Raw genomic sequence first — 24,058 nt, 5'->3', positions numbered from 1 at the left:
CTGCCGCGTGCGAGCGCGGACCGGCCAGGGGCGCGGGTCGGTCTCCCGGCCCGGCACCCGACCTACGGCGGCGGCGCGACGAGCGTCGCCGCCGTCGGCGTGTCCGGGCCGCGCGGCGTCAGGACAGGACGCGCAGGCGGATCGTCTGGGCCATGGACCGCAGGACGTCGCACACGTCCGGGCCGAGGTCGGCCGCGACGTCCGTGACGACGTACCCCAGGTCCCCGCGCGTCGCGAGCAGCTGGCCCTCGATGTTGACGCCGTGCTCGGCGAGCGTCTGGTTGATCCCGGCGAGGACGCCGGGCGTGTTGCGGTGCAGGTGGGCGAGGCGGTGCGAGCCGGTCCTGGCGTCCAGGGCCAGGTTCGGCAGGTTGACGCTCAGCGTCGTCGACCCGTTGCCGAGGTAGTCGCGCAGCTTGTTCGAGACGAACTGGCCGATCGCCTCCTGCGCCTCCTCCGTCGAGCCGCCGATGTGCGGCGTGAGGATCACGTTGGGCAGCCCGCGCAGCTCTGACTCGAACGCGTCCCCACGTCGCTTGGGCTCCTCCGGGAAGACGTCCACCGCCGCACCGCCGACGTGGCCCGCCAGGACCTGCTCGCGTAGGGCGGCGTAGTCCACGACGAAGCCGCGGGAGAGGTTGAGGAAGATCGCGCCCGGCCTCATGCGGGCGAACTGCGTGGCTCCGAACAGCCCCGCGTTGCCGCTGCGGCCGTCCACGTGCAGCGTGACCACGTCCGCGACGTCGAGGAGCTCGTCGAGGCTCTCCAGACGCCGCGCGTTGCCGAGCGCGAGGCGCTCCGCTGTGTCGTAGAAGACGACCGACATGCCGAGCGCCTCGGCGAGGACCGAGAGCTGCGTGCCGATGTTCCCGTACCCGACGATGCCGAGCGTGCGGCCGCGGACCTCGTGCGCGCCGTCCGCCGACTTGTCCCAGACGCCGTCGTGCAGCGATCGGTCGCGCTCGGTGAGCCGCCGCGTCAGGGCGATGATCTCGGCGAGCGTCAGCTCCACGACGGAGCGCGTGTTGGAGAACGGGGCGTTGAACGCCGCGACGCCGCGGTCCGCCGCAGCCCGGAGGTCGATCTGGTTCGTCCCGATGCAGTAGGCGCCGATCGCCAGCAGGTCCGGGGCGTTCTGCAGCACCTTCTGGGTCACCTGCGTCTTGGACCGGATGCCGAGCAGGTGGACGCCGTCGAGCGCCTCGATGAGCTCGTCCTCGTCGAGGGCCCCGGAGCGGGCCGTGACGTCGACGCCGCCGCCGCGCAGGATGGTCGTCGCATCGGGATGCAGGTTCTCGAGGAGCAGGGCTCGTAGCACGGCCCCATCGTGGCCCTCGGCGGGCCACGGGCCAAAACTCGACCGACAGGCGGGACGCCCGGGACGTCGGAACCGCGCCCGTGTCCGTGCCCGCTGCCACACTTGCCCCGTGGACAGGCATGAGCGGCGGGAGCGGCGGCGCGCCCGCAGGGTCGTGCGCCAGATGGATCGTGCGGCCCGCCGGTCCCGGCGGCGGCCCGGACGCACCCTCGGTGCCCTCGTCCTGCTCGCGGCCGTGGTCGCGGTCACCGCGCTGGTGCTCCCCGAGGGCTGGGAGCCGGCAGACATCCTTCGTCCCCGCGCGTACGTCGAGATCGACGGGGCCGCGGTCGCGGTCCCGCGGCCGGACCCGTCGTCGGGCCGCGTCCTGCCCCCGGTGCCGGTGACCACGGCGGGGTCGCACGCCTTCCTGCACACCGACGAGGCAGGGGCGCCCGTCGGGTACGACCCGTGCCGACCGGTGCGCTACGCGATGCGGCCGGACGGCGCCCCCCAGGGTGGCGACCAGCTCGTCACGGACGCGATCGCGATCGTGTCGGCGGCGAGCGGCCTGGCGTTCATCGACGTCGGGCCGACGGATGAGCCGCCCGCCCTCGGGCGTGCCCTCATCCAGCCGGACCGGTACGGCGCCGCGTGGGCCCCGGTGCTGGTCGCGTGGTCGGACGAGACATCGGTGCCCGAGCTCGCGGGCCAGGTCGCCGGCGTGGGCGGCTCAGCCGCCGTGCCGGGGGCGAGCGGCCAGGGGACCTGGCTCGCGGCCGGACGCCTGGTGCTCGACACCCCCGACCTCACGGCGATCCTCGGCCGCTCCGACGGGTACGCCCAGGCGCGGGCCATCGTCGTCCACGAGCTGGCGCACGTGCTGGGCCTCGACCACGTCGACGACGCGACGGAGCTCATGCACCCGATGACCTCCACGAGGACCGACCTGGGGCCGGGCGACCTCCAAGGGCTCGCCCTCGTGGGTCAGGTCGCCTGCGAGGAGTAGCTCGCGACGTCGGCGAAGCCGTCCGGCAGCGGCGCGCTGGTCACGACCCGCAGCGCCTGGGTCGGGCGCGTCATCGCGACGTAGAGGTCACCGGCGCCGCTCCGTGCGACCTCGGTCGGCTCGACGAGCACCACGACGTCGAACTCGAGCCCCTTGCTGGCGCGCGGGCCCATGACCGCGAGCCGGGCGTCGAGGACCGAGCCCGACCCGTCGGCGTGCAGGTGGTCCCCGACCGGCGAGGACGAGAGGGCGTCCCGGAGCGCCCGCACCCGGTGGTCCGCCGCGATCACCGCGACGCGGCCCGCGGCGGCCGCGCCGTCGGCGCCCGCGTCCACCCCCACCGGCATCGCGTCGTGACGTCCGTCACCGGGCGCGACCCCGAGGGCTCGGAGCGCCTCGACCGTCGCGTCGACGGTGGCGCCGACCACGGCGCCGGGGGACGTCGGCGTGACCAGGAGCGACCGCGGCACCTCCCGTGCGGACGTGAGGTCGCTCACGGGCAGCCCGGCGCGTGTCGCGACGTCCTGCGCCGTGCGTGCCACGAGGGCCGGGGTCCGGTAGTTGACCGTCAGCTCGGCGAGCCGCCACGACCCCCGCAGGACGGGGTCGAGCATCGCGTCCCATCGCCGGGCACCGCCCGGCGCGGCCGTCTGCGCGACGTCCCCCACGATCGTCATCGAACGCGTGGGGCAGCGCCGGAGCACCATGCGCCAGGCCATCGGCGAGAGCTCCTGGGCCTCGTCGACGACCACGTGCCCGTAGGTCCAGGTGCGGTCCGAGGCCGCGCGCTCCGCGGTCGTCAGCGACGGCCCGGAGTGGGCGAACCGCTCCGCGAGGACCTCGGCGCTCACGAGACCGCCGCCGGCGCCGGAGGACGTGAGGACCTGGCGCGCGTAGTCGAGCTCGGCCGAGCGTCGGCGGGCGTTCTCCGCGGCCTGGGCGCGCTCGGCCTGGTCGTCCTCGCCGAGCAGCTCCGCCGCCTCGTCGAGGAGGGGGACGTCCGCCGGGGTCCACGGCGAGCCGGGCTCGCGCAGGAGCAGGTCACGCTCGGCGGGGGACAGGTCGGGCGCGGCGGCGGCGAGCCGGTGCGGCTTGCTCAGGAGGTCGTCCACCAGGCGCTCGGGCGTCAGCGGCATCCACGCGAGGTTGAGGGCGACCCGGATCTCGCGCGTCGTGCGCAGCTCCTCCACGATGTCCGCGCGGTCCTCGGGCGGCACGCTCTGACCGAGGCCCTCGACGTACTGCTGAGCGAGGCGCCCGAGCATGTCGCGCACGAAGCCCACGCGGGCCAGGTTGTGGGGCTTGCCCGTCCGCTGGGCGCGGCCGATCGCGTCCGCGACGTCGCGGGGCGTCACGGTCACGGGCCTGCCGTCGATGGACACGGTCACGGGTTCGCGCGGTGTGCGCTGCCGCTGGCGGACGGCGCGCGCGACGACTCGGGCCATCGTCGGCCGCCCCTTGATCTCTGCGACGGCGTCCGGCTCCTGGCCGACGGCGTCGAGCCCGGGGAAGAGGTCCGCGACCGTCGTGGTCACGACGCCGGTCTCCCCGAGGGACGGGAGCACCTGGTCGATGTAGCGCAGGAACGTCCGGCTCGGCCCCAGGAGGAGCACGCCCGATCGCTCGAGCGTGCGGCGGTGCGCGTACAGCAGGTACGCGGCACGGTGCAGCGCCACGGCGGTCTTCCCGGTCCCCGGCCCGCCCTGCACGACGAGTGCACCCGCGAGCTCGGAGCGGATGATCGCGTCCTGCTCGGCCTGGATGGTCGCGACGATGTCGCCCATGCGTCCGGTGCGTCCCGCGGCCAGCGCGGCGAGCAGCGCGCCCTCGCCGGACAGGCCCGCGAGCACCGCCTCGTCGCCGTCCTCGCCGGTCAGGAGGGCCAGGTCCAGCACCTCGTCCTCAAGGCCGGTCACCGCACGGCCCCGGGTCACGATGTGGCGCCGACGCACGAGGCCGTCGGGCTGGGCAGCGGTCGCGCGGTAGAACGGCTGGGCCGCAGGTGCGCGCCAGTCCGTGAGGAGCGACGTGTGCTCGCTGTCCGTGAGCCCGATGCGGCCGATGTAGCGCAGCCCACCGTCGGCCAGGTCGAGCCGACCGAAGCAGAGCCGCTGCTCGACGGCGTCGAGCTGGGCGAGCCGGTCCTCGTAGAGCGTCGCGAAGGCGTCACGCTCGGACCGGTTCTGCGGCGAGCCCGACGGGCCGACCCGTCGCGTGCGGGCGAGGCGCGCCGCCGTCTGGGCGCGCAGCGCGTCGAGCCGCGCGTACCGGACGTCGACTGCGGCCTGCTCCTCGTGGAGCTGGTCCTGCCTGCCTGTCACTGGGCCCCCTCGGTCGGACGTCGCGCGATCGGCCGTCCATTATCTGCCCTCCGGAGGTCCTCGCGGGCCACTTCGGCGCGGCGGGCGTCCGGTCACGCGACTTCTGCGCGGCCCGCGCCTCTGCGAGGCGGCCCGCGCCTCTGCGAGCACGACGGGCCCGCGCGCCCTAGGATCGGGCCCGCGGCCTCCATGGACCTCCCGCGGTCCACGGTGGCGCCGTCGGGCGGGCCAGCGAAGGGTGACGTGTGCCGTACAACGAGATCGACCCGCGGCCCCTCACGGTGCTGCTGGTGGAGGACGACGACGCGGACGCGCTCCTCGTCGCGGAGCTCTTCGCCGACGGGCACGCGCCCGTGGACCTGCGGCGCGCGCGGACCGTCGACTCCGCCCTGACACAGCTCGACGTCGACTGCGTGCTGCTGGACCTCGGCCTACCCGACGCGGTCGGCATCACGGCGCTCGAGCGCGTCATCACGGCCCCCCAGAGCCCCGCCGTCGTCGTGCTCACCGGTCTGACGGACACGGGGCAGGGCCTGCGGGCGGTCGCCGCGGGCGCGCAGGACTACCTGGTCAAGGGCGACGTCGAGCCCGAGCTCCTGGTGCGCTCGGTGCGGTACGCGATCCAGCGCCGGCACGCCGAGAGCCAGGAGCGTGAGCTCTACCGCGCGCAGCTGCGCGACTACGAGACATCGCGGCTGGAGCGCGCGCTGCTGCCCACCCCGCTCGTCGGCGACGGTGCCCTGGAGGTGCTCGTCGGCTACCGAGCGGGGCGTGACGGGCTCCTCGGGGGCGACTTCTACGACGTGGTGGAGCGCGACGACGGTTCCGTGGCCGCGGTCGTCGGCGACGTCGCCGGGCACGGCCCCGACGAGGCCGCCCTCGGAGCGACCCTGCGCACGGCCTGGCGCACGTCCGTGCTCGCAGGCCTGCCCGCGGGCAAGGTCCTCGACGTCGTGGAGCAGATCCTGCACGCCGAGCGGGGGCGGCCCGAGATCTTCGCGACGCTCGTCATGGTCGTCGTCGCGCCCGACCGGCGGTCGATGGAGCTGTACCTGTGCGGCCACCCGTCGCCGTTCCTGCTCGGCGTCCCGACGACCGTCCTGCCGTCCGACACGCGGGGACGGGCCCTCGGAATCCCGGTGCTCGGGGGCTGGCAGCCGCAGCACGTGGACCTCCCGGAGGGCTGGCGGGTCATCCTCTTCACCGACGGCGTCCTCGAGACCACGGTGGACGACGGCCTGACGCGCCTCGGCGAGGAGGGGCTCCAGCGCCTCATGGAGCAGCAGGTCGCGACGGACCCGGGTATCGGGGAGCCGCCGGCGCCGGGGGAGCCCAACCTCGTCGACCGGATCCTCGAGGCGGTCCGGGCGCGTCACGGCGGCAACCTCGTCGACGACACGGCCCTCGTCGTGCTCGGCTGGGCGGGCTCCGCCCGATGACGGCGGCGCAGGAGGCTGCCGCCCCCGATGCCACGTCCGCGCGCAGCCCGATGACGTCGCCGGACGTGGCCGCCCGCCCGTCGGGTGGTCGGCGGCGCCCCGGGCAGGAGATGTCGCTGCGCCGCCGGCTCAGCGCCGCGTTGATCGCCGCCGCCGTCGTGCTCGTCGTGATGCTCGCCGCCGCGCTGTGGGCACTGGCCGCTGCGAGCGAGCGGCTCACGGCGGTCACCGGCACGTACTTCCGCGCGGTGACCGAGGCGGACGCGGGCTACACGATGCTCGTCGACGCCGAGACGTCCGTCCGCGGCTACGCGCTGACGGGCAACCCAGTGACCCTCGAGACGTTCCACCGGGTGAGCGCCGACACCCAGGGCGACGCGGGCGACGCCCCGCCCGACGTCGAGGCGGACCTCGTCGAGGAGCTGGGGAGCGATCACCGGGTGCTCCGCCTGCGGGCCGAGGCGGACGCGGCGGCCGCCGCCTGGTACTCCGGCTTCGCCGAGCCGGCGATCGCCGCGGTCGACGAGGGCGGGGCGGCCGCGGTCACGGCGGCGGACATCGAGGCGGGGAGCGCCCTGTTCGACGACGTCAGAGGGCTTCTGGTCGAGTACCGCGCGGCGTTGCGTGAGGCGCGCTCCGACTCCGTGGACGCGATGCGCTCCTCGATCGCGACGCTGCGGGCGATCCTCGTCGCCTTCCCGGTGGCGGCCGTGGTCGTCGGCACGCTCCTGTGGGTGTACCTGCGCCGCTGGGTCACGGACCCCCTGGGGGAGCTCGCCGCGGACGCGCGCGTCGTGGCCGAGGGCGACGTCGGCCACGCCGTGCGCCTGACGGGCACGGGCGAGGTCGGCGAGGTCGCGCGCGACGTCGAGCAGATGCGCGGACGGCTCGCCGTGCTCGTGACCGAGGCCCGCTCCGCGCAGGCCGAGCTCGAGGCGTCGCACGCGCAGCTCGTCGAGCAGGCGGAGGACCTGCGCCGCTCCAACCGGGACCTCGAGCAGTTCGCCTACGTCGCGTCGCACGACCTCCAGGAGCCCCTGCGCAAGGTCGCGAGCTTCACGCAGCTGCTCGCCAAGCGCTACGAGGGGCAGCTCGACGAGCGCGCCGACCAGTACATCGGCTTCGCCGTCGACGGCGCGAAGCGCATGCAGCGGCTCATCAACGACCTCCTCGGCTTCTCGCGCGTCGGCAGGATCGGTGGCGAGGTCTCCGACGTCGACATGGCGCAGGCGCTCACGCAGGCCACACGTGACCTGCAGGACACGATCGAGGCGACCGGCGCGACGATCGACGGTGAGGGCCTGCCCGTGGTCCGCGGCGAGGAGCCGCTGCTCGTCCAGCTCCTGGCCAACCTCGTCGGCAACGCCCTGAAGTTCCGCCACCCGGACCGACCGCCCGTCGTGCGGCTCGAGGCGCGAAGGGTGGAAGGATCGTGGGAGCTCGCCTGCCACGACAACGGCATCGGGATCGACCCGCAGTACGCAGACCGGGTCTTCGTGATCTTCCAGCGCCTGCACGCGAAGGACGTCTACGAGGGCACCGGCATCGGGCTGGCCCTGTGCAAGAAGATCGTGGAGTACCACAACGGGCACATCTGGATCGACCCGGACGCCACCGAGGGCGCCACCATCCGGTGGACCCTGCCGGCGGCCGCGGACGTCGACCCGGGCGAGCCCGGTGCCGACGGCGCGCCCGGGGTGGACCCGGCGCCCACCGCACGCAACGACCCCGCGGCAGAGCCTGCCGCGGGCCCGCAGGACGCCGGTTCCGGCGGAGAGGACGGCCCCGATGCCTGACCACAAGACGATCGACGTGCTGCTCGTCGAGGACGACCCGGGCGACGTCCTCATGACGCGCGAGGCGTTCGCCGAGAACAAGGTCGCCAACCGGTTGACCGTCGTCAGCGACGGCGTGAGCGCGATGAGCTTCCTGCGCAAGGAGGGCGAGTACACGGACGCCCCGACGCCGGACCTCGTCCTCCTCGACCTCAACCTGCCGCGGATGGACGGCCGCGAGGTGCTCAGCGCGATGAAGTCCGACGAGAGCCTGCGCAGCATCCCGGTCGTCGTCCTGACCACGTCGGAGGCGGAGGAGGACGTGCTGCGCAGCTACTCGCTCCACGCGAACGCGTACGTGACCAAGCCGGTGGACTTCGAGCGGTTCATCGACGTCGTGCGACAGATCGACGACTTCTTCGTCTCCGTGGTCCGCCTGCCCTCACGGTGAGCGCTGGAATGCCCGCGCGGCGTCGTGCGTTGCCCACTGCGACGACGGGACGAGGCTGCCGCGCGGCACCTACGACGGATGCTGTGCGCGGGGACGGAGGACGTGATGCGAGACCCTGGTGAGATCTACACGATCGACGAGGACGTCGCGAACGAGCTGGCCGAGCGCGCCGACGCCGGTGCAGGCCCGCTGCTGCTGCACATGGTGCGCGGGTTCGTCGACGCCGGGAACGCCGGCCAGACGGCCGCCGAGCACCTGGTGTCGAGCTTCACGACCCAGCGACTGGCGACCTTCGACGTGGACGAGCTCCTCGACTACCGGTCGCGGCGGCCGATGATGACGTTCGACGCCGCGACATGGAGCGACTACACCGCGCCCGAGCTCGTGGTGGACGTGGTGCGCGACGGCGAGAACGTGCCGTTCCTGCTCCTGCACGGCGTCGAGCCCGACGTCCAGTGGGAGCGCTACGTCGCCGCCGTGCGGCAGATCGTCGAGCGCTTCCGCGTCCCGCTGACCGTCGGCGTCCACGGCATCCCCATGGGCGTGCCGCACACGCGCCCGCTCGGCGTGACGGCGCACGGCTCGCGCCCCGAGCTCGTCGAGGACCACGTGTCGTGGTTCGGGACCGTCCAGGTGCCGGCGAGCGCGAGCGCGGTCCTCGAGTACCGCCTCGGCCGGTGGGGGCACGACGCGATGGGGTTCGCCGTCCACGTGCCGCACTACCTCGCGCAGTCGACGTTCCCGCAGGCCTCCCTGGTCGCGCTCGAGCAGGTCGAGCGGGCCACGGGCCTCGAGCTCGGCACCTCCGGGCTCGAGGGTCCGGCGGCGGACGCGCTCGCCGAGGTCGAGCGGCAGGTCGCGGGCTCGGAGGAGATCGGCTCCGTCGTGCACGCCCTCGAGGAGCAGTACGACTCGTTCACGCGGGTCATCGGGCGCACCAACCTGCTCGCCGAGACGAGCGACCTGCCGACCGCCGACGAGCTCGGTGCGGAGTTCGAGCGCTTCCTCGCGCAGCAGCAGGGGGGCGACGGATCCACCCCGTGACCTCGTGCACCGAACGGTCCGGTCGGCGGTGACGCAGGCCGGACCGTCGCTCGAGCGACCCTCCGCGGCGCGCGCCCACCTGGTGTGGGGTGCGGCGATCGGGGCGTACGCCGTTGCCGTCCTGCACCGCAGCTCGCTCGGGGTCGCTGGGGTCGAGGCGGTCGACCGGTTCGGCGTGAGCGCGACCGTGCTCTCGACGTTCGTCATGGTGCAGCTCGCCGTGTACGCCGGGCTCCAGGTCCCCGCGGGCGTCCTGCTCGACCGCTTCGGCTCGCGCGCGCTGATCTCGGCGGGCGCCGTGCTCATGGCGGGTGGTCAGCTCCTGCTCGGCGTGACGGACTCGCTGCCGCTCGCGTACGCGGCGCGCGTCCTCATCGGGGCGGGCGACGCCGCCACGTTCATCTCGGTCATCCGCCTGGTCGCAGCCTGGTTCCCGGTCCGCCGCGTCCCGCTGTTCACCCAGCTCACCGGCCTCCTCGGGCAGGTCGGCCAGCTGGCCGCCGCCGTCCCGCTCGTCGCGGTGCTGCACCTCGCCGGCTGGACCCCGGCCTTCGTGGGGCTCGCGGCGGTCGGGGTGCTCGCGGCCGTGCTCGCCGTCTCGGCCGTGCGCGACGGCCCGCCCGGCACTGTCGTACGCACCCGCAGCGGACTCCTCGGCCCGGTGCGCGACGTCGTCCGTGTGCCCGGCACGTGGCTCGGGTTCTGGTCGCACTCGGCGACGCAGTTCTCGCTGACGGTCTTCGTGCTCCTGTGGGGGTTCCCGTTCCTCACGTCGGCGCAGGGTCTCTCGCCGGCGACGGCAGGCGCGCTCCTGAGCGTCAACGTCCTGTCCGTCGTGCTCTCCGGGCCCGTCATCGGCCTCCTGACGGGGCGGCACCCGCTCCGGCGCTCCTGGATGGTGCTCACCATCGCCTTCGCGACCGCCCTCGCGTGGGCCGCCGTCCTCGTGCACCCGGGGCGCAGCCCGCTGTGGCTGCTCGTGGTCCTCGTCGTGGTGCTGGGGCTCGGCGGCCCGGGGTCCGCGATCGGCTTCGACTTCGCGCGGACGTTCAACCACTCCGGTCGCCTCGGCACCGCGACGGGGCTCGTCAACGTCGGCGGGTTCGCCGCGGCCGTGGTCTCGATCCTCGCGGTGGGCGTCGTGCTCGACGCCGCCGCGGCGGCCGGCGCCGCACCGTTGTCCCTCGACGCGTTCCGGCCGGCCTTCGCGGTCATGGCCGTCCCGTGGCTCGTCTCGGTCGTCGGCGTGCTCGTGAGCAGGCGCCGGACCCGTCGGGTCATGAGCGCCGAGGGCGTCGTCGTGCCGAGGGTGCGCGAGGTCCTCGCGCGTCGCCGCGACGCCCGTGCCGTCGAGGCCCGCGGGCCCGTCGAGCGCCCCTGACCCACCCCTCGCCGAGGGCGTCCGTGAGGCGTCTTCGGGGCGTCTGCGGGCGTCCAGGAGGCCACCGCGGACTATGGCGCCGTGCGGCGGCACCATGCCAGACTTGCCGGTGTTGCAGTGACGACTTACGGATGACCCGGGTCACCGCCTGCACCTGGTGGGCCGCCGCCAGCAGTGCCGCGAGGTGAAGGCCGACCCTCGTCGTCAACCTGTTCGCTGGGATCCAGACGGGGCAGGGCGTGGGACAGGGCATTGCGGCACGAGGAGCGGGCAGAAGGCCCGGTCACGACGTCCCCCGGATGGACAGAAGGACAGGAACAGCATGGCGCAGGGATCTGTGAAGTGGTTCAACGGCGAGAAGGGCTACGGGTTCATCGCCCAGGACGGTGGCGGTGCCGACGTCTTCGTCCACTACTCGGCGATCGAGACCCAGGGCTACCGCACGCTCGAGGAGGCCCAGCGGGTCGAGTTCGAGATCGCCCAGGGCCCCAAGGGACCGCAGGCCGAGAAGGTCCGCCCGCTCTGAGCAGGCACCACTGACGGCCCGAGGCCGCGCCCCGTCCCGGGGCGCGGCCTCGTTCGTGAGCGGGGAGGCTCGGTGAGCGGGAGGTCCCGTTGGGACGCCCGTGCTGGTCGCGCGGCAGCCCGCGAGCGGGCGCTGCGCCTCTCACCCCGCGGGGTCGTGCAGGACGGCGGGGTCTCGCAGGACGGCGGCGCCCCCGACGAAGGCACGCGCCTGCGGGCCGTGCAGGAGGCGTACCGGCACGGGCAGGCTGCGCAGCCGGCGCTCGAGCGCCGGGCCGGCGAGGTCGGGCCCGGCGTCGGCGGACACGACGGCGGCGACCAGGAGGTTGCCGTAGCGCCGGCCCTTGAGCTGACCGGGCTCCGCGGCGAGGGCGACGTCCGCGAAGACGGCGTCGGCGGTCGCGAGCTCCGCGCGCGCCAGGCCCAGGGGCGGACGGTCGGCGCAGTTGGCGAGGTAGACGCCGCCCGGCCGCAGGACGCGGCTGACCTGCTCCAGGAACTCGGCCGTGCACAGGTGGGGCGGGGTCTGGTCCCCCGCGAAGACGTCGCGGACGACGACGTCGGCGCTCGCGTCCGCCAGGGTGCCGAGGACCGTGCGCGCGTCGCCCGCGCGCAGGCGCAGCCGTGGTGAGCGCGGCAGGTCGAACCAGCGCCGCACGAGGGTGAGCAGCTCTGCGTCGATGTCGACGGCGAGCTGGGTCGAGCCCGGTCGGGTCGCCTCGACCCAGCGGGGGAGCGCGCACCCCCCGGCGCCCAGGTGGACGGCGTCGAGCGGGCCGGGGGGCATGCCCTCGAGCACCGCCACCATCTGCTGCATGTACTCGAACTCGAGCCAGGTGGGGTCGTCGAGGTCGAGGTGGGAGCTCGGCACGCCGTTGACCAGCACGGTGACCGCGGCGGGACGGTCACGGTCGCGCCGCAGCTCGACGGTGCCCGAGGGGATCGGCAGAGGTCCCGTGGGGAGGTCGGCGGGCGGGCGTGTCAGTGGTCGGCGGGATGCTCTCCCTGTGCGGCGATCGGGCATGGACGTCACGCTAGGCCCTTGCCCCGCACGGAGATGACGGCTTGACGGCGTCGAACATGTGTTCGACACTGGTGGTGAGGAGGTGGGGACGATGACGCTGAGCACGATGACCAGGACGGCCGGGCACCGGCCGCTGCGCGCTGCGGGCACGCCAACCGGCATGGCTGCTCCGGTGCCGGCCTCGGCGCTCGAGCTGCTGGCGCGGAGCGACGCGGAGCTGGTCGCGGCGCAGCTCGCCTCGTCGGACGACGAGCGGTTCCTGCACGCGCACCTCGCCGCCCTGCGGGCGGGCGCGGCACTCCTCCAGGTGACCGGGCGGCCGACCCGTCGGCCCGTGCCGCGGACCGTGTGGGAGATGGTCGCGCTCGTCGCGCCTGAGCTCGCCGAGTGGACCGCGTTCTTCGCCGACGGTGCAGCGGCACGCTCGGCCGTGGAGGCCGGCCGCGGTGACGTGGTCGACGCGGCGCGTGCCGACCACACGGTCGCCGCGGCGGAGGACTTCCAGGACGTCGTCCGGGCCTTCGTGCGGCCCGAGGGGACGGGGACCCAGGGCTCCCTCACGCTGCGCGCGTCATGAGCCTGCGGTGAGCCGCCGACCCGTCCTCCGCGGCGGGCGGCCCAGCTGGGGCGAGGACGACGAGGGCTGCTCGATCCTTCACGTCGACATGGATGCGTTCTTCGCCTCGGTGGAGCTCGCGCGCCGTCCTCAGCTCCAGGGCAGGGCCGTGATCGTCGGGGGAGAGGCGCGGTCCGTCGTGCTCGCCGCGACGTACGAGGCGCGCGCGTTCGGCGTGCACTCGGCGATGCCTATGTCCGTCGCCCGCCGCCTGTGCCCGCAGGCGGTCGTCGTGCCGCCCGACCACGCCGCCTACCGTGCGGCCTCGGCCGCTGTCATGACCCTCCTGCGGGACGTCACCGCGCTGGTCGAGCAGGTGAGCGTCGACGAGGCGTTCCTGGACGTGTCAGGCGCGCGACGACGCAGCGGCTCGCCGACGGCGATCGCCGAGGCGTTGCGGGCGCGGGTCCGCCAGGAGACCGGCCTGCCGTGCTCCGTCGGGGTCGCGTCGACGAAGTTCGTGGCCAAGCTCGCCTCGGGCTTCGCCAAGCCGGACGGCCTGCTCGTCGTCCCACGCGCGGCAACCGTGCCCTTCCTGCACTCCCTGCCGGTCGAGGCCCTCTGGGGTGTGGGCGAGCGCACGCGCGAGGCGCTCGCGCGCTGGGGCATCCTGACCGTCGCCCAGCTGGCCGAGGCGGACGTGGCAGTGGTCCAGCGCGCCGTCGGCGCCGCGGCGGGTGCGCACCTGCACGATCTCGCATGGGGCAAGGACCCGCGGCCCGTGGTGCCCGAGCACACCGAGAAGAGCATCGGGGCCGAGACCACGTTCGAGGTCGACACGCGAGACCTCGCAGTGATCGAGGCCCAGCTCCTCGCCCTGGCCGACCGCACCGCCGGCCAGCTGCGTGCGCGCGGGCTCGTCTCGCGCACGGTCAGCATCAAGGTCCGGACCTCGGACTTCCGCACCATGTCCCGTTCTCGCACGCTGTCCGCGCCCACGGACGTCGCCCGGGAGATCCACCTGGCCGCCCGCGCGCTGCTGGCGGCCACGGAGCTCGGGGGCCTCGCGGTCCGCCTCATCGGGGTCCGGGCGGAGGGGCTCTCCGAGGTCGCTGCGCGACAGCTCACGCTCGAGGAGGCCGTCGACGACTCACTCGGCGCCCGTCGCCGCGCCGAGCAGGCGATGGACGAGGTCAGGCACCGGTTCGGCACCTCCGCGGTGCGCTCCGCGTCGGTGCTCCGGGGGAACGGCACGCCGTCAACTACCGCGGGCGCGTCCGGGGATCTATCCTGAGCATGTCCCGTCCCACCGGCAGCACGGAGGTAGCGATGCCTCTGTCCGAGTACGAGCAGCGCGTACTGGAGCAGATGGAGCGTCAGCTCACGTCTGACGACCCCAAGCTCGTGAACACCTTCCAGGGTGGTCGGACCAGTTCAGTACGTCGGTGGCTGCTGACGGGTGCCGGTGCCCTCGCAGGACTCACCGTCCTCGTCGTCGGCGCGGCCACCAGCCAGCCGTGGATCGGCGTCCTCGGTTTCGTCGCGATGTTCGTCTCCGTGGTGCTTGCGTTCTCCCCGCCACGCAGGCAGGGCCCCGCCGGGGTCGTGACCGACAGCGGCACCGTGCGGCCCCGTTCCGGGAAGCGGCCATCGGCCGGCTCCCCGGGCTTCATCACACGCTTCGAGCAGCGCTGGGACCGGCGCCGGGACGAGCGCGGCCGCTGAGAACCGCGGCATCCCGCGCGGCAGGTCAGGTACTCGCGGCTCCCAGCCGCTCGCGCCCGACCTGACCGGACGGCACGCCGGCCCCGCACGTGATCAAGCCCGCACCTGATCGGGCCGATCGGCAGCTCAGGACCGTGCGTCGGCGCCCTCGGTCACCAGCGGACGCTCGGCGAGGGGCACCAGGGGGCGCTCCGCGAGGTCGACCCACGACGCGAGGTCGTCCGGCTCGGGCTCCACGGGCAGGGGCCCGTAGCGCACGTCCTCGACCGCCGCGACGAGACGGTCCACGGCGCGCAAGGACGCCTCCGGGGTCTCGTCGTCCCCGGCGCTGCGGTAGGCGGCGCGGATCGAGGCGGCCACCTGCCGTGGTGTCGTCGCGTCGGTCCAGGTGACGCCCCGGGCGCCGAGGCGTGCGCGGAGCTCCGCCCACCACTCCTCGGTGCCGAGGGGCTCGTGCGGGCGTGCGCGTCGGCGTCGGACGAGAAGGACCGTGACGGCCGCGAGCGCCAGGACCAGCACCCCGGCGCCCCCGATGACCGCCGTGACGGGGACGGTCGCCGAGCCGATGCCCACGGAGTCGTCGCGCTGGCTGCCGGACGCGTCGGGGGCCGTCGACGGCGCGGCCGCCGGCCCGGCCGTACCGCCCAGCTCCTCCTCCTCGGGCGTGAGGTTCTGGCCCGAGAACGGGTCGGCGTAGACGGGCGGTGCGCCCGTCTGCACGGCGGGCGTCGGCTCGAAGCGCACCCAGCCCGCGCCCTCGAAGTACAGCTCCGGCCACGCGTGAGCCTGACGGCCCGAGATCGCGTACTCGCCGCGGGTCGAGGTCGGCTGCCCCGGCAGGAAGCCGATGGCCATGCGTGCGGGGATGCCGAGGGCACGCGACATCACGACCATCGCCGTCGCGTACTGCACGCAGTACCCGGTCCGCTGCGTCAGGAAGTCCCACACCGCGTCGTCCGTCTGCGCCTCGGGCACCTCCGTGTCGTACCGGAAGTTCGTGACGTCCCGGAAGTACGACTGGAGGGCCAGCGCCTGGTCGTACGGGTTCGCGGCACCCGCGGTCACCTCGTCGGCGAGCGCCTGGATGTCTGCGACGAACGCGGTCTGCGGCACGTCGAGGACAGGCCCGGGGAGGCCGTCGGGCGATGCGGTGCCCGCGAGCCTCAGCACGTCGGGCGACAGGTCGCGCGGGCTCGTCTCGATCATGTAGGACGTGTTGCGGGTCGACGTGGAGCCCACGCCCACGACCTCGTCCCTCGAGGCGTCGTACCGCCAGATGCCCGGGGCCTCGATCGTGCGAGGCTCGACGGGCACGGGCAGACGGTCCTGGTCGAGGTCCCCGACGTCGACGGTGATGCGCACGCGGTCGTCGGGGGCGACGTCCTCGGTGCGCTCGGGCCACAGGAGTCCGTCGGACTCGGAGAAGTCGCCGTCGGCGTCCCCTCGGGCCCACTCACGCCCGTCGAACTCCGTCATGGTGTACATGCGGAACGGGCCGGTGGTCGGTGCATCGGTCCGGTACGTGAGGAGGGTCCGGCCGGAGCGCTCGGACAGGCTCGACCGCATGTCGAGGTCCGTGGACAGCCTGAGCGGGCCGCCCCCGACGCCGCCACCCCACGTCCCCTCCAGCCTGACCGAGCCGTAGAGGGGCAGCCCCGCCGTGACGGGGCCGAGGACCATCGCCGCGACCGTGACGACGACCGCGGCGCCCAGGACGGGTCCGACGGAGCGCGGCAGCGCGGTGCCGGCTGCCCGGCCGCGGGGGCGGGTCAGGACGAGCAGGAGGACGAACACGATCCCGCCGAGGGCGAGGGCCGCCGGCCCCGGCTCGCGCTCGAACAGGATCACCGGGAGCCACAGGCCCAGGAGCGCGAGGCCGGCGAGGCCGGCGCGTCCCAGGCCGAGCGCGAGCAGGTCAGCGACCAGGTAGACCAGGACGACGCCCGCGACCACGAAGAGCTCGATCCCGCGGACCGGCTCGACGGGGACGCGTCCGTCCGCGATGGCCTCGACCCCGCTGCGGGCGAGGCGGACGAGGCGGTCGAGCGCCTCGGGCGTGGGCACGGGCAGGCCCGGGGCGGTCCCGGTCCCCGAGTAGACGGAGACGAGGCTCAGGAGGCCGACGGCGAGGCCCCAGAACGTGGGGGCGGTCCGCGACCGGGTCACCTGGCGCACCTGCGCCGTCACGAGGGCGAGGACCAGCACGAGCACCGCTGTCACGCCCACCCAGGGCCCGGTCTCCAGCACGGGTCGCAGTGTGGAGGCCCCGACGAGCGTGCCGAGCACGACGAGCCCCGACCCGCCCCACGCGGCCGGTCCGGTCACTGCCGCTCCCTGGGCGTTCATGCGCGCCCTGCCACACGCTCGTCGGAGTCGAGCAGCCTCTGCCAGCTCACCGCGATGTCCTCGCCGGGATGCACGGCGCACGCCGTCCACCCCGCTCGACGCAGCGACTCGAGCGTCCTGGTCTCGTCGGGTGTCGGCAGCGTGTCGCGCCCCGCCTGCCCGGACCGGACCATCGCCCACCCGTGGCTCGCGGCGCCGACACGGGCGAGATCTCCGAGCGCCGTCGGCCACAGCGCGCCGACGACCGCGAAGACGAGCTCGGCGCCACCGGCCTCCGCGGTGAGCGTGTCGACCGCGGCCGAGAGCCACGCGGCGCGGTCCCCCGGGGTGGAGGGGAGTCTCAGGTCGACGGTCTGGTCGAGCAGGGCGTCGACGGCGGTGCCGTCCGTGTCGGGCCTGTGGTGCTCCGTGCCGACCGACAGCACGTCGCCACCGAGGATGCGCACGTGGTGCCCGGCGCCGGCGAGGGCGAGGGCGATCGACGCGCCTGCGGAGATGGTCCACTCCGCTGCGGCGTCCTCGGGCGGGAGGTCGATGACGACGCTGACGGGTCGGCGGCCCGCGCGCTCGTCCTGGCGGACCATGAGCTGCCCCCGGCGCGCGCTCGACCCCCAGTGGACGCGTCGCAGGTCGTCGCCGGGCCGGTAGTCGCGCAGCGAGGCGTCGTCGGCCGCAGGTGTCCGAGCGCCCGCCGAGGCACGGTCCACGTCGGTGGACGCGGCGCGGTTCGACGTGCCGAGGCTCACGACGGCGGGCCGGACGGCCACGCGCATCGGACCGCCCAGCGGGCCGACCCAGGACGCGACGCCGAACGGGTCGCGCCGCTGGACCTCGAGGGGCCCGACGGGCCACCGTCCTCGGTGCCTGGGCGAGATCGGGTACGTCAGGGCGAGCCGGCCGGGCGTCCGCTGGACGCGGGCGCGGAGTGCTGCGGGTCCCGAGAGCTCGCGCGCCGCCCGCTCGGCGATCTGGAGACCGTCGATGCGGTGCCCGCTGCGTGAGCTGACCTCGACACGGACGACCGCGTCGTGGCCCACGGCGACCGGGTGCGGAGTGACGCGTCGGTCGAGGCGGAGCCGACCGCGTTCCTGGCTCCGGGCCTCGTGCACGAGCCAGGCGACGCCCGCGGCGACGGTGAGGAGGAGGAGCGCGCCGATCTGCGTCAGGATCCGGACACCGAGGACGAAGCCCACGACGAGGGTCAGTGCGCCGAGGGCCGTGAGGGCGGCGCCGCGGCGCGTGGTGCGCACCCCCCGCAGGACGCCCATCAGCTGATGGCGCGCCGGTCCGGTGCGGCGGCGCGGCCCGACGCGGGCAGCCGCGTCCTGGTGAGGATCGCGTCCAGGGTCTCCTCGACGGTCCGCCCGGCGAGCCGTGCGTCCGTGCTCGCCAGGAGGCGGTGCGCGAGCACGGGCAGCGCAACGTCCTGCACGTCGTCGGGCAGGACGTGGTCGCGGCCGGCCATCGCGGCCGTCGCCTTGGCGGCGCGCAGCAGCTGGATCGCGGCGCGGGGGGACGCCCCGAGGCGGAGCATCGGGTCGTCGCGGGTCTCGCCCGCCAGGTCCACGACGTACTGCTTGATCCCGGGTGCGGCGTAGAGGCGGCGCGCGACGTCGATCATGCGTGCCACGTGCTGCACGTCGGTCACGTGGTGGAGGTGCTCCAGGGGGTCGACGGCCTCCTGCCGGTCCAGCATCTCGACCTCGGCGCTGCGTGCCGGGTACCCGACGCTCAGGCGCGCCATGAAGCGGTCGCGCTGCGCCTCGGGCAGCGCGTAGGTGCCCTCCATCTCGATGGGGTTCTGGGTCGCCAGCACGAGGAAGGGCCGGGGGAGCTGGTACGTCGTTCCGTCGATCGTCGTCTGGCCCTCCTGCATGCACTCCAGCAGCGCGGACTGCGTCTTGGGCGACGCACGGTTGATCTCGTCGCCGATCACGATGTTGGCGAACACGGGCCCGGGCCTGAACTCGAACGTGTGCTCCTGCTGGCGGTAGATCGTGACGCCCGTGAGGTCGCTGGGCAGGAGGTCGGGTGTGAACTGGATCCGGCCGACCGTGCAGTCGATCGAGCGCCCGAGCGCCTTCGCGAGCGTCGTCTTGCCGACGCCTGGTACGTCCTCGAGCAGCAGGTGCCCCTCGGCCAGCAGCACGCCCACGGTGAGGCGCACGAGGTCGGGCCGGCCGGAGATCACGGTCTCCATCGCCGTGCGGATGCGTCCCGCGGTCTCGGCGAGGTCGTCGAGCTCTGCGGGTGTTGGAAGCGCGTGAACCATGCCCACCCCTTCGTCTGGCTGGCACCGAGCGTAGGTGACAGGGCGGTGCCGCGGCGACGGGCGTCCGGGCGACCCTGAGCTCGGTTCCTCCAGGCGCCCCCCACTTCCCTCCACGTGCACGGCTCGCGCCCCGGGTGAGGCCGCCACGGGTCGTCGTCCCGTGCGTACGGTCGCGCGGGGCCGCCTCGGCGGGCTCGGTCCGGTCCCGTGCGGCCGACACGCGGCGCCACATGCCCTCCACTCCGCTCCACGGCCCGTGACCTGCGACGACGTGCCGCCACGCGGGTGAAGAAGGGGTGGTTCCCCTCGTCGGTGGAGGGAAGTGGAGTACTGTGGGGCCACCTGGGGCGAGGTGGGTTCGCCCGGTCCGTCTGGCGGTGGAGGGGAGGGCGGTGTGGTGAGCGACTCGGCGAGCTACGGCTCCTACTCCCCGTTCCTGGGCACCTACACGCCGCGCCTCGACGACAAGGGCCGCCTGATCCTCCCGGCGAAGTTCCGCGGCCAGCTCGCCTCCGGCCTCGTCGTGACGCGGGGGCAGGAGCGGTGCCTCTTCGTGTTCCCCGTCGAGGAGTTCCGCCGCATGCACGACCAGATCCGCCAGGCGCCCGTCACGAGCAAGCAGGCGCGCGACTACCTGCGCGTCTTCCTCTCGGGCGCGCACGACGAGGTCCCGGACAAGCAGGGACGCCTCTCCATCCCCGCGGCCCTGCGCTCCTACGCGGGTCTCGACCGGGACGTCGCCGTGATCGGCGCCGGCACGCGCGTCGAGATCTGGGACGCGACGGCATGGGAGACGTACCTCGAGGAGCAGGTCAACGCCTACGCCGACACGGCCGAGGAGGTGTTCCCCGGTGCCTTCTGACTGATGCGTGGCCGACCTGGCCGCGGACGGTGCCCCGCTCACGTGGCACGGCCGCCCGGTGAGGTCTCTCCCCGCCCGCTCTGACGCACTTCCCCGGCGTCAGAGGGCTGCGGTGGGAGACCTGGTCGGGCGGCGGAGGGCCCCCGACCAGCACCGTCCACGCCGGCAGTCACCCGCACCACCCGCACGACCCGCACCACCCGCAGGACCACGCACGACGCCCGAGCATGCCGAGCCCGTCACCACCTGGAGGTGAGATGACCCAGCAGGACCGCCCCGCGCAGGACCGCCACATCCCCGTCCTGCTGGAGCGCTGCATCGAGCTGCTCGCGCCCGCGCTCGACGTCCCCCGCCCCGTGGTGGTCGACGTGACCCTGGGCATGGGCGGCCACACCGAGGCGCTGCTCGAGCGGTTCCCGACCCTCCGCGTCGTCGCGCTCGACCGGGACCAGGAGGCGATCGCGCTCGCAGGTGCCCGCCTGCGCCGGTTCGGGGACCGGTTCACCGCGGTGCACGCGGTCTACGACGAGGTGCTCGACGTGGTGCAGGACGTGGTGGGCAGGCCGGTCCAGGGCCTCCTGGCGGACCTCGGCGTCTCCTCGCTCCAGCTCGACGAGCCCGAGCGAGGCTTCTCGTACGCGCAGGACGCACCCCTCGACATGCGGATGGACCCCTCGACGGGCCGGACGGCAGCAGAGGTGCTCAACACCTACCCGGAGGACGAGCTCGTGCGGATCCTGCGCGAGTACGGCGAGGAGAAGTTCGCCGCACGCATCGCACGCCGAGTCGTGACCCAGCGTGCAGCGGTGCCGCTGACCCGCACGGCCGAGCTCGTGCAGATCGTGCGCGCGGCGATCCCCGCGGCGGCCCGTACGACGGGAGGCAACCCGGCCAAGCGCACGTTCCAGGCGCTGCGGATCGAGGTCAACAGCGAGCTCGAGGTCCTTGAGCGCACCCTGCCCGCCGCGCTCGAGAGCGTGGACGTCGGCGGGCGCGTCGTCGTCATGTCCTACCAGTCCCTCGAGGACCGGATCGTCAAGCGCGCCCTGGCTCGCGGCGCCGTCTCGAGCGCACCCGCGGGCCTGCCCGTCGAGCCCGAGACCCACCGGCCGTACCTGACGCTCCTGACTCGCGGCGCCGAGCAGGCGTCGGCCTCGGAGCTCGCGGCCAACCCCCGGTCCGCCTCGGTGCGGCTGCGTGCCGCGACCCGGGTACGGCCCACCCCCGAGCACCTGCGCGTCGTCACGGCCCGGTGGGCGGCATGAGCGCGGCCCAGGCCAGTGCCGTCCGCGCCCCCCGTCGTGGTGCGCCCGACGTCGCCCCCACGTCGCCCCGGCGTGCACCGGTCCCGGCGACGCCGGCCCGGCCCCGGCTCCACGTCGTCCGCGCACCTGCCCAGGCACGCACCCGCGTGCCCTTCGTGCTCCTGTGCATGGCGCTGCTGGCGTCCTCCCTGCTCGGCGCGCTCCTGCTCAACACGGCCATGGCACAGGGCGAGTACGAGCGCATCGCCCTGCAGAACCGGCTCTCGGAGTCCAGCCAGGTGCAGGAGCAGAAGACTGCCGAGCTCCAGACCCGGTCCAGCTCGGCCCAGCTCGCCGCCGCCGCCCAGGCCCTCGGGATGATCCCGACGGCCCACGGCGCCTACCTGCGACTCTCCGACGGAGCGATCCTCGGCGACCCCGTCCCAGCGGGGCCGCAGGGATGAGCGTGCGTCGCGAGCCGGACCGCGCGGCTGGCCGGCGCACGCCCACCGCCGCGCCCGCCACCCCAGCGCCCGCGAGCACTGCGCGCCCCGAGCGTGCCGGTGCGGCGCGCCCGGGCGGCGGAGGCCGTGCCGACTCCTCCGACGTCCGGACGGCGCGCGGCACGGCACCCCGGCCCGGACCCGACCGCGTGCGCGCGTCCCGCCTCGACTCGCCCCGTGCGCAGGCCTCGCCCAGGGCGTCTGCGACCCCCGCCGCCGGCCGGGGCGCCGAGCGCACGGGCAGCCGCGCGACCGGCGGTGCGCGGCGTCGCGACACCGGGCCCGCGGCGCTCCCGGGCGCCGGGCGGCCGACCTCGGCCCGCACCGACAGCGGCCCGTCCACCCCCCGCACCTCGGCACCCCGCACCTCGCCGGCCCATCCCCAGGTCCCGCGCCCTGCCGACCGCGTCCCCACCCAGCGGTCGGTCACGCGCGGCGTACCGGACCCGCGCCGCGCGCGCCCGGCGTCGGCCACGTCGGCCGCACCGGCGACGTCCGCGCGGACCGCGGCGGTCGCGGGCACGAGGGTGCAGGCGCCCGGGCCGCGCCGCCTGACGGTCGGCACGCCGCACCGCAGGCAGTCGATCCTGCTCGTGGCCGTCGTCGTGCTCCTGGTGGTCTTCACGGGTCGCCTGGTGATCGTCCAGGGCGTCGAGGGCCCCGCCATCGCCCAGGTCGCGCTCGAGGAGAGGCTCGAGACCGTCGCCATCCCGGGTGACCGGGGCGACATCGTCGACGCCCAGGGCAAGGTCCTGGCGACCACCGTCGAGCGCTACGACATCGTGATCAACCAGCTGCTGTTCCAGCGCGCGGACTCGTCGCAGGACGCGGCGCTCGAGGCTGCCGGCGAGCTCGAGCCGTTCCTCGGCATCCCGGCGGCGGAGCTTGCCCCCAAGCTCATGGGCGAGCGTCAGTTCGTGTACCTGAAGAAGGGTGTGACGCCCGAGGTGCACCGCCAGGTGATGGACCTCGGCGTCGTCGGCGTGACGGCGGAGCGGACGACGGAGCGCGTGTACCCGGCGGGCACCACCGGGGGGAACATCGTGGGCTTCACCGGCGCCGAGGGCTACGGGCAGGCGGGCCTCGAGCAGATCTACGACGACCAGCTCACCGGGAAGGCCGGCTCGGAGACGTTCGAGCAGGGCGGGCTGGGCCAGCGCATCCCGACGGGCGCGGACGACGTGACCCCCGCGGTACCCGGCGACGACCTGCAGCTGACGTTCGACCTCGACCTCCAGTACATGGCGCAGCAGGCGCTCGACGCGCAGGTGCTCGCGACCGGCGCGGAGTGGGGCACGGTCGAGGTGCTCGACGTCGCGACGGGCGAGATCCTCGCGCTCGCCGACTCCGGGACGATCGACCCCAACAGCCCCACGAACGCGGCTCCGAGCCGGGCCGCGGCGGTCATGTACGAGCCCGGCTCGACCGCGAAGGTCATCGCGATGGCGGCGATCCTCGAGACGGGTGTCGCGACGCCCGCGTCCCAGTTCGTCGTGCCGTACCAGTACACCGTCGGCAACGGGCAGACGTTCAAGGACTCGCACGAGCACGCAGACCTGAACCTCACGCTCACGGGGATCCTCGCGGAGTCCTCGAACACGGGGACGGTCATGGTGGGGCAGCAGGTGCCCAAGCAGGTGCGCCACGACTACCTGAGCAAGTTCGGCTTCGGCTCGACGACGGGCGTCGGGCTCCCCGGCGAGCAGTCGGGGCTCCTGGCTGCGGCCGAGGACTGGGACGGGCGCTCCGAGTACGCGGTGCTCTTCGGTCAGGCCGTCTCCGTCACGACCCTCCAGGCGACCCAGGTGTTCGCGACGCTGGCCAACGGCGGCGTGCGTGTGCAGCCCCACCTCGTCAAGGGCACCACCGACGCCGACGGCGTCTTCCACGCGGTCGAGGTGCCCCAGACCCAGGTCGTGAGCGAGCAGACCGCTGACACGATCCTCCAGATGCTCGAGACGGCGGTCGCGGACGGCACGGGCACCAAGGCGGCCGTCCCGGGCTACCGCATCGCCGGCAAGACGGGTACGGCTCAGGCGTTCGAGGGCAACGGCGTCGTCAAGAACGTCGCGTCCTTCATCGGCATCGCGCCCGCGGACGACCCCCGCCTCGTCGTCAACGTCGCCCTGTACGACCCCAAGACGTCGATCTACGGCGGCGACGTCGCAGCGCCGGTGTTCAGCGAGGTCACCGCGCACGCGCTGCGTCACCTCGGCATCCCGCCGAGCGGCACCCAGGCCCAGCTGCTGCCCACGACGTGGCAGTGACCGGGCGCCTCCCGCTC

At 74.4% G+C, this 24,058-nt stretch carries 20 protein-coding genes; 14 read left to right on the top strand and 6 right to left on the bottom strand.

Annotated elements, in window-relative coordinates; translation table 11 throughout:
- Positions 1–118: 118 nt before the first annotated feature.
- Complete coding sequence (gene serA / locus FZ988_RS14455) at positions 119–1,318, bottom strand: phosphoglycerate dehydrogenase (protein WP_149204732.1); 1,200 nt, start codon at positions 1,316–1,318, stop codon at positions 119–121.
- 109 nt (positions 1,319–1,427) lie between these two features.
- Between serA and FZ988_RS14450 the strand changes: the two genes are divergently transcribed.
- Entirely contained in the window at positions 1,428–2,306 is an 879-nt protein-coding gene (locus FZ988_RS14450; protein ID WP_188079120.1) for a matrixin family metalloprotease, read from the top strand.
- On the opposite strand, the gene FZ988_RS14445 is transcribed toward FZ988_RS14450, so the two are convergent.
- Entirely contained in the window at positions 2,285–4,627 is a 2,343-nt protein-coding gene (locus FZ988_RS14445; RefSeq protein ID WP_149204730.1) for a HelD family protein, read from the bottom strand. The two genes, FZ988_RS14450 and FZ988_RS14445, sit on opposite strands and share 22 nt — an antisense overlap.
- Positions 4,628–4,872: 245 nt before the next feature.
- On the opposite strand from FZ988_RS14445, the gene FZ988_RS14440 reads away from it, so the two are divergent.
- The 6 genes from FZ988_RS14440 (at position 4,873) to FZ988_RS14415 (ending at position 11,243) form a co-directional block, all read left to right on the top strand.
- Positions 4,873–6,066, top strand: a complete 1,194-nt coding sequence (locus FZ988_RS14440; RefSeq protein ID WP_149204729.1) for a PP2C family protein-serine/threonine phosphatase — start codon at positions 4,873–4,875, stop codon at positions 6,064–6,066.
- Entirely contained in the window at positions 6,063–7,862 is a 1,800-nt protein-coding gene (locus FZ988_RS14435; protein WP_246169526.1) for a sensor histidine kinase, read from the top strand. The genes FZ988_RS14440 and FZ988_RS14435 overlap by 4 nt, the downstream gene beginning before the upstream one ends.
- Positions 7,855–8,292, top strand: coding sequence for a response regulator (locus FZ988_RS14430; protein WP_149204728.1), 438 nt, complete (start codon positions 7,855–7,857; stop codon positions 8,290–8,292). The genes FZ988_RS14435 and FZ988_RS14430 overlap by 8 nt, the downstream gene beginning before the upstream one ends.
- Before the next feature lie 105 nt (positions 8,293–8,397).
- Positions 8,398–9,336, top strand: a complete 939-nt coding sequence (locus FZ988_RS14425; protein ID WP_149204727.1) for a PAC2 family protein — start codon at positions 8,398–8,400, stop codon at positions 9,334–9,336.
- 28 nt (positions 9,337–9,364) lie between these two features.
- Positions 9,365–10,717 (top strand): MFS transporter, encoded by a 1,353-nt coding sequence (locus FZ988_RS14420; protein ID WP_223145150.1) that lies wholly within the window; start codon positions 9,365–9,367, stop codon positions 10,715–10,717.
- Between the two features lie 322 nt (positions 10,718–11,039).
- Complete coding sequence (locus tag FZ988_RS14415; RefSeq protein ID WP_149204726.1) at positions 11,040–11,243, top strand: cold-shock protein; 204 nt, start codon at positions 11,040–11,042, stop codon at positions 11,241–11,243.
- Positions 11,244–11,384: 141 nt separating this feature from the next.
- Here the strand turns inward: FZ988_RS14415 and FZ988_RS14410 are convergent, their stop codons facing one another.
- Entirely contained in the window at positions 11,385–12,266 is an 882-nt protein-coding gene (locus tag FZ988_RS14410) for a spermidine synthase (protein ID WP_149204725.1), read from the bottom strand.
- Between the two features lie 91 nt (positions 12,267–12,357).
- On the opposite strand from FZ988_RS14410, the gene FZ988_RS14405 reads away from it, so the two are divergent.
- The 3 genes from FZ988_RS14405 to FZ988_RS14395 are packed head-to-tail and all read left to right on the top strand — an operon-like array spanning position 12,358 to position 14,547.
- Entirely contained in the window at positions 12,358–12,843 is a 486-nt protein-coding gene (locus FZ988_RS14405; RefSeq protein WP_246169525.1) for an SAV_6107 family HEPN domain-containing protein, read from the top strand.
- A gap of 7 nt (positions 12,844–12,850) precedes the next feature.
- Positions 12,851–14,116: a DNA polymerase IV gene (locus tag FZ988_RS14400; protein ID WP_281287191.1), complete on the top strand. Its 1,266-nt coding sequence runs from the start codon at positions 12,851–12,853 to the stop codon at positions 14,114–14,116.
- A 35-nt stretch (positions 14,117–14,151) separates the two neighbouring features.
- Complete coding sequence (locus tag FZ988_RS14395; protein ID WP_149204724.1) at positions 14,152–14,547, top strand: DUF3040 domain-containing protein; 396 nt, start codon at positions 14,152–14,154, stop codon at positions 14,545–14,547.
- 126 nt (positions 14,548–14,673) lie between these two features.
- Here FZ988_RS14395 and FZ988_RS14390 read toward each other — a convergent pair whose 3' ends face one another.
- The 3 genes from FZ988_RS14390 to FZ988_RS14380 are packed head-to-tail and all read right to left on the bottom strand — an operon-like array spanning position 14,674 to position 19,165.
- Complete coding sequence (locus tag FZ988_RS14390) at positions 14,674–16,872, bottom strand: transglutaminase TgpA family protein (RefSeq protein ID WP_188079119.1); 2,199 nt, start codon at positions 16,870–16,872, stop codon at positions 14,674–14,676.
- A gap of 17 nt (positions 16,873–16,889) precedes the next feature.
- The gene (locus FZ988_RS14385; RefSeq protein ID WP_149204722.1) at positions 16,890–18,161 is read right to left on the bottom strand and encodes a DUF58 domain-containing protein; all 1,272 of its coding nucleotides are present in this window, start codon (positions 18,159–18,161) and stop codon (positions 16,890–16,892) included.
- Positions 18,161–19,165, bottom strand: coding sequence for an AAA family ATPase (locus tag FZ988_RS14380; protein ID WP_149204721.1), 1,005 nt, complete (start codon positions 19,163–19,165; stop codon positions 18,161–18,163). Before FZ988_RS14380 ends, FZ988_RS14385 begins: the two co-directional genes overlap by 1 nt.
- A gap of 397 nt (positions 19,166–19,562) precedes the next feature.
- Between FZ988_RS14380 and mraZ the strand changes: the two genes are divergently transcribed.
- The 4 genes from mraZ to FZ988_RS14360 all read left to right on the top strand — a co-directional run bounded on the left by mraZ (position 19,563) and on the right by FZ988_RS14360 (position 24,041).
- Entirely contained in the window at positions 19,563–20,027 is a 465-nt protein-coding gene (mraZ, locus tag FZ988_RS14375; protein WP_425457995.1) for a division/cell wall cluster transcriptional repressor MraZ, read from the top strand.
- A 257-nt stretch (positions 20,028–20,284) separates the two neighbouring features.
- Positions 20,285–21,292 (top strand): 16S rRNA (cytosine(1402)-N(4))-methyltransferase RsmH, encoded by a 1,008-nt coding sequence (rsmH, locus tag FZ988_RS14370; RefSeq protein ID WP_149204719.1) that lies wholly within the window; start codon positions 20,285–20,287, stop codon positions 21,290–21,292.
- On the top strand, positions 21,289–21,735 hold the full coding sequence (gene ftsL / locus FZ988_RS14365) for a cell division protein FtsL (protein WP_149204718.1): 447 nt from the start codon (positions 21,289–21,291) through the stop codon (positions 21,733–21,735). The genes rsmH and ftsL overlap by 4 nt, the downstream gene beginning before the upstream one ends.
- Positions 21,736–22,301: 566 nt before the next feature.
- On the top strand, positions 22,302–24,041 hold the full coding sequence (locus tag FZ988_RS14360) for a peptidoglycan D,D-transpeptidase FtsI family protein (protein WP_246169524.1): 1,740 nt from the start codon (positions 22,302–22,304) through the stop codon (positions 24,039–24,041).
- The last annotated feature ends 17 nt before the right edge of the window (positions 24,042–24,058 follow it).

Source organism: Actinotalea subterranea, assembly GCF_008364845.1.
In the GTDB taxonomy this organism is placed as follows: domain Bacteria; phylum Actinomycetota; class Actinomycetes; order Actinomycetales; family Cellulomonadaceae; genus Actinotalea; species Actinotalea subterranea.
Note: the sequence above shows the minus strand (reverse complement) of the source record. Positions and strands in the feature narration are given on the sequence as shown.

Excerpts from the sequence above, each read along its gene's own strand:
- FZ988_RS14435 (WP_246169526.1), top strand. The coding sequence starts at position 6,063 with ATGACGGCGGCGCAGGAGGCTGCCGCCCCCGATGCCACGTCCGCGCGC.
- FZ988_RS14430 (WP_149204728.1), top strand. The coding sequence starts at position 7,855 with ATGCCTGACCACAAGACGATCGACGTGCTGCTCGTCGAGGACGACCCG.
- FZ988_RS14425 (WP_149204727.1), top strand. The coding sequence starts at position 8,398 with ATGCGAGACCCTGGTGAGATCTACACGATCGACGAGGACGTCGCGAAC.
- FZ988_RS14415 (WP_149204726.1), top strand. The coding sequence starts at position 11,040 with ATGGCGCAGGGATCTGTGAAGTGGTTCAACGGCGAGAAGGGCTACGGG.
- FZ988_RS14410 (WP_149204725.1), bottom strand. The coding sequence starts at position 12,266 with ATGCCCGATCGCCGCACAGGGAGAGCATCCCGCCGACCACTGACACGC.
- FZ988_RS14405 (WP_246169525.1), top strand. The coding sequence starts at position 12,358 with ATGACGCTGAGCACGATGACCAGGACGGCCGGGCACCGGCCGCTGCGC.
- FZ988_RS14395 (WP_149204724.1), top strand. The coding sequence starts at position 14,152 with ATGCCTCTGTCCGAGTACGAGCAGCGCGTACTGGAGCAGATGGAGCGT.
- FZ988_RS14385 (WP_149204722.1), bottom strand. The coding sequence starts at position 18,161 with ATGGGCGTCCTGCGGGGGGTGCGCACCACGCGCCGCGGCGCCGCCCTC.
- FZ988_RS14380 (WP_149204721.1), bottom strand. The coding sequence starts at position 19,165 with ATGGTTCACGCGCTTCCAACACCCGCAGAGCTCGACGACCTCGCCGAG.
- rsmH (WP_149204719.1), top strand. The coding sequence starts at position 20,285 with ATGACCCAGCAGGACCGCCCCGCGCAGGACCGCCACATCCCCGTCCTG.
- ftsL (WP_149204718.1), top strand. The coding sequence starts at position 21,289 with ATGAGCGCGGCCCAGGCCAGTGCCGTCCGCGCCCCCCGTCGTGGTGCG.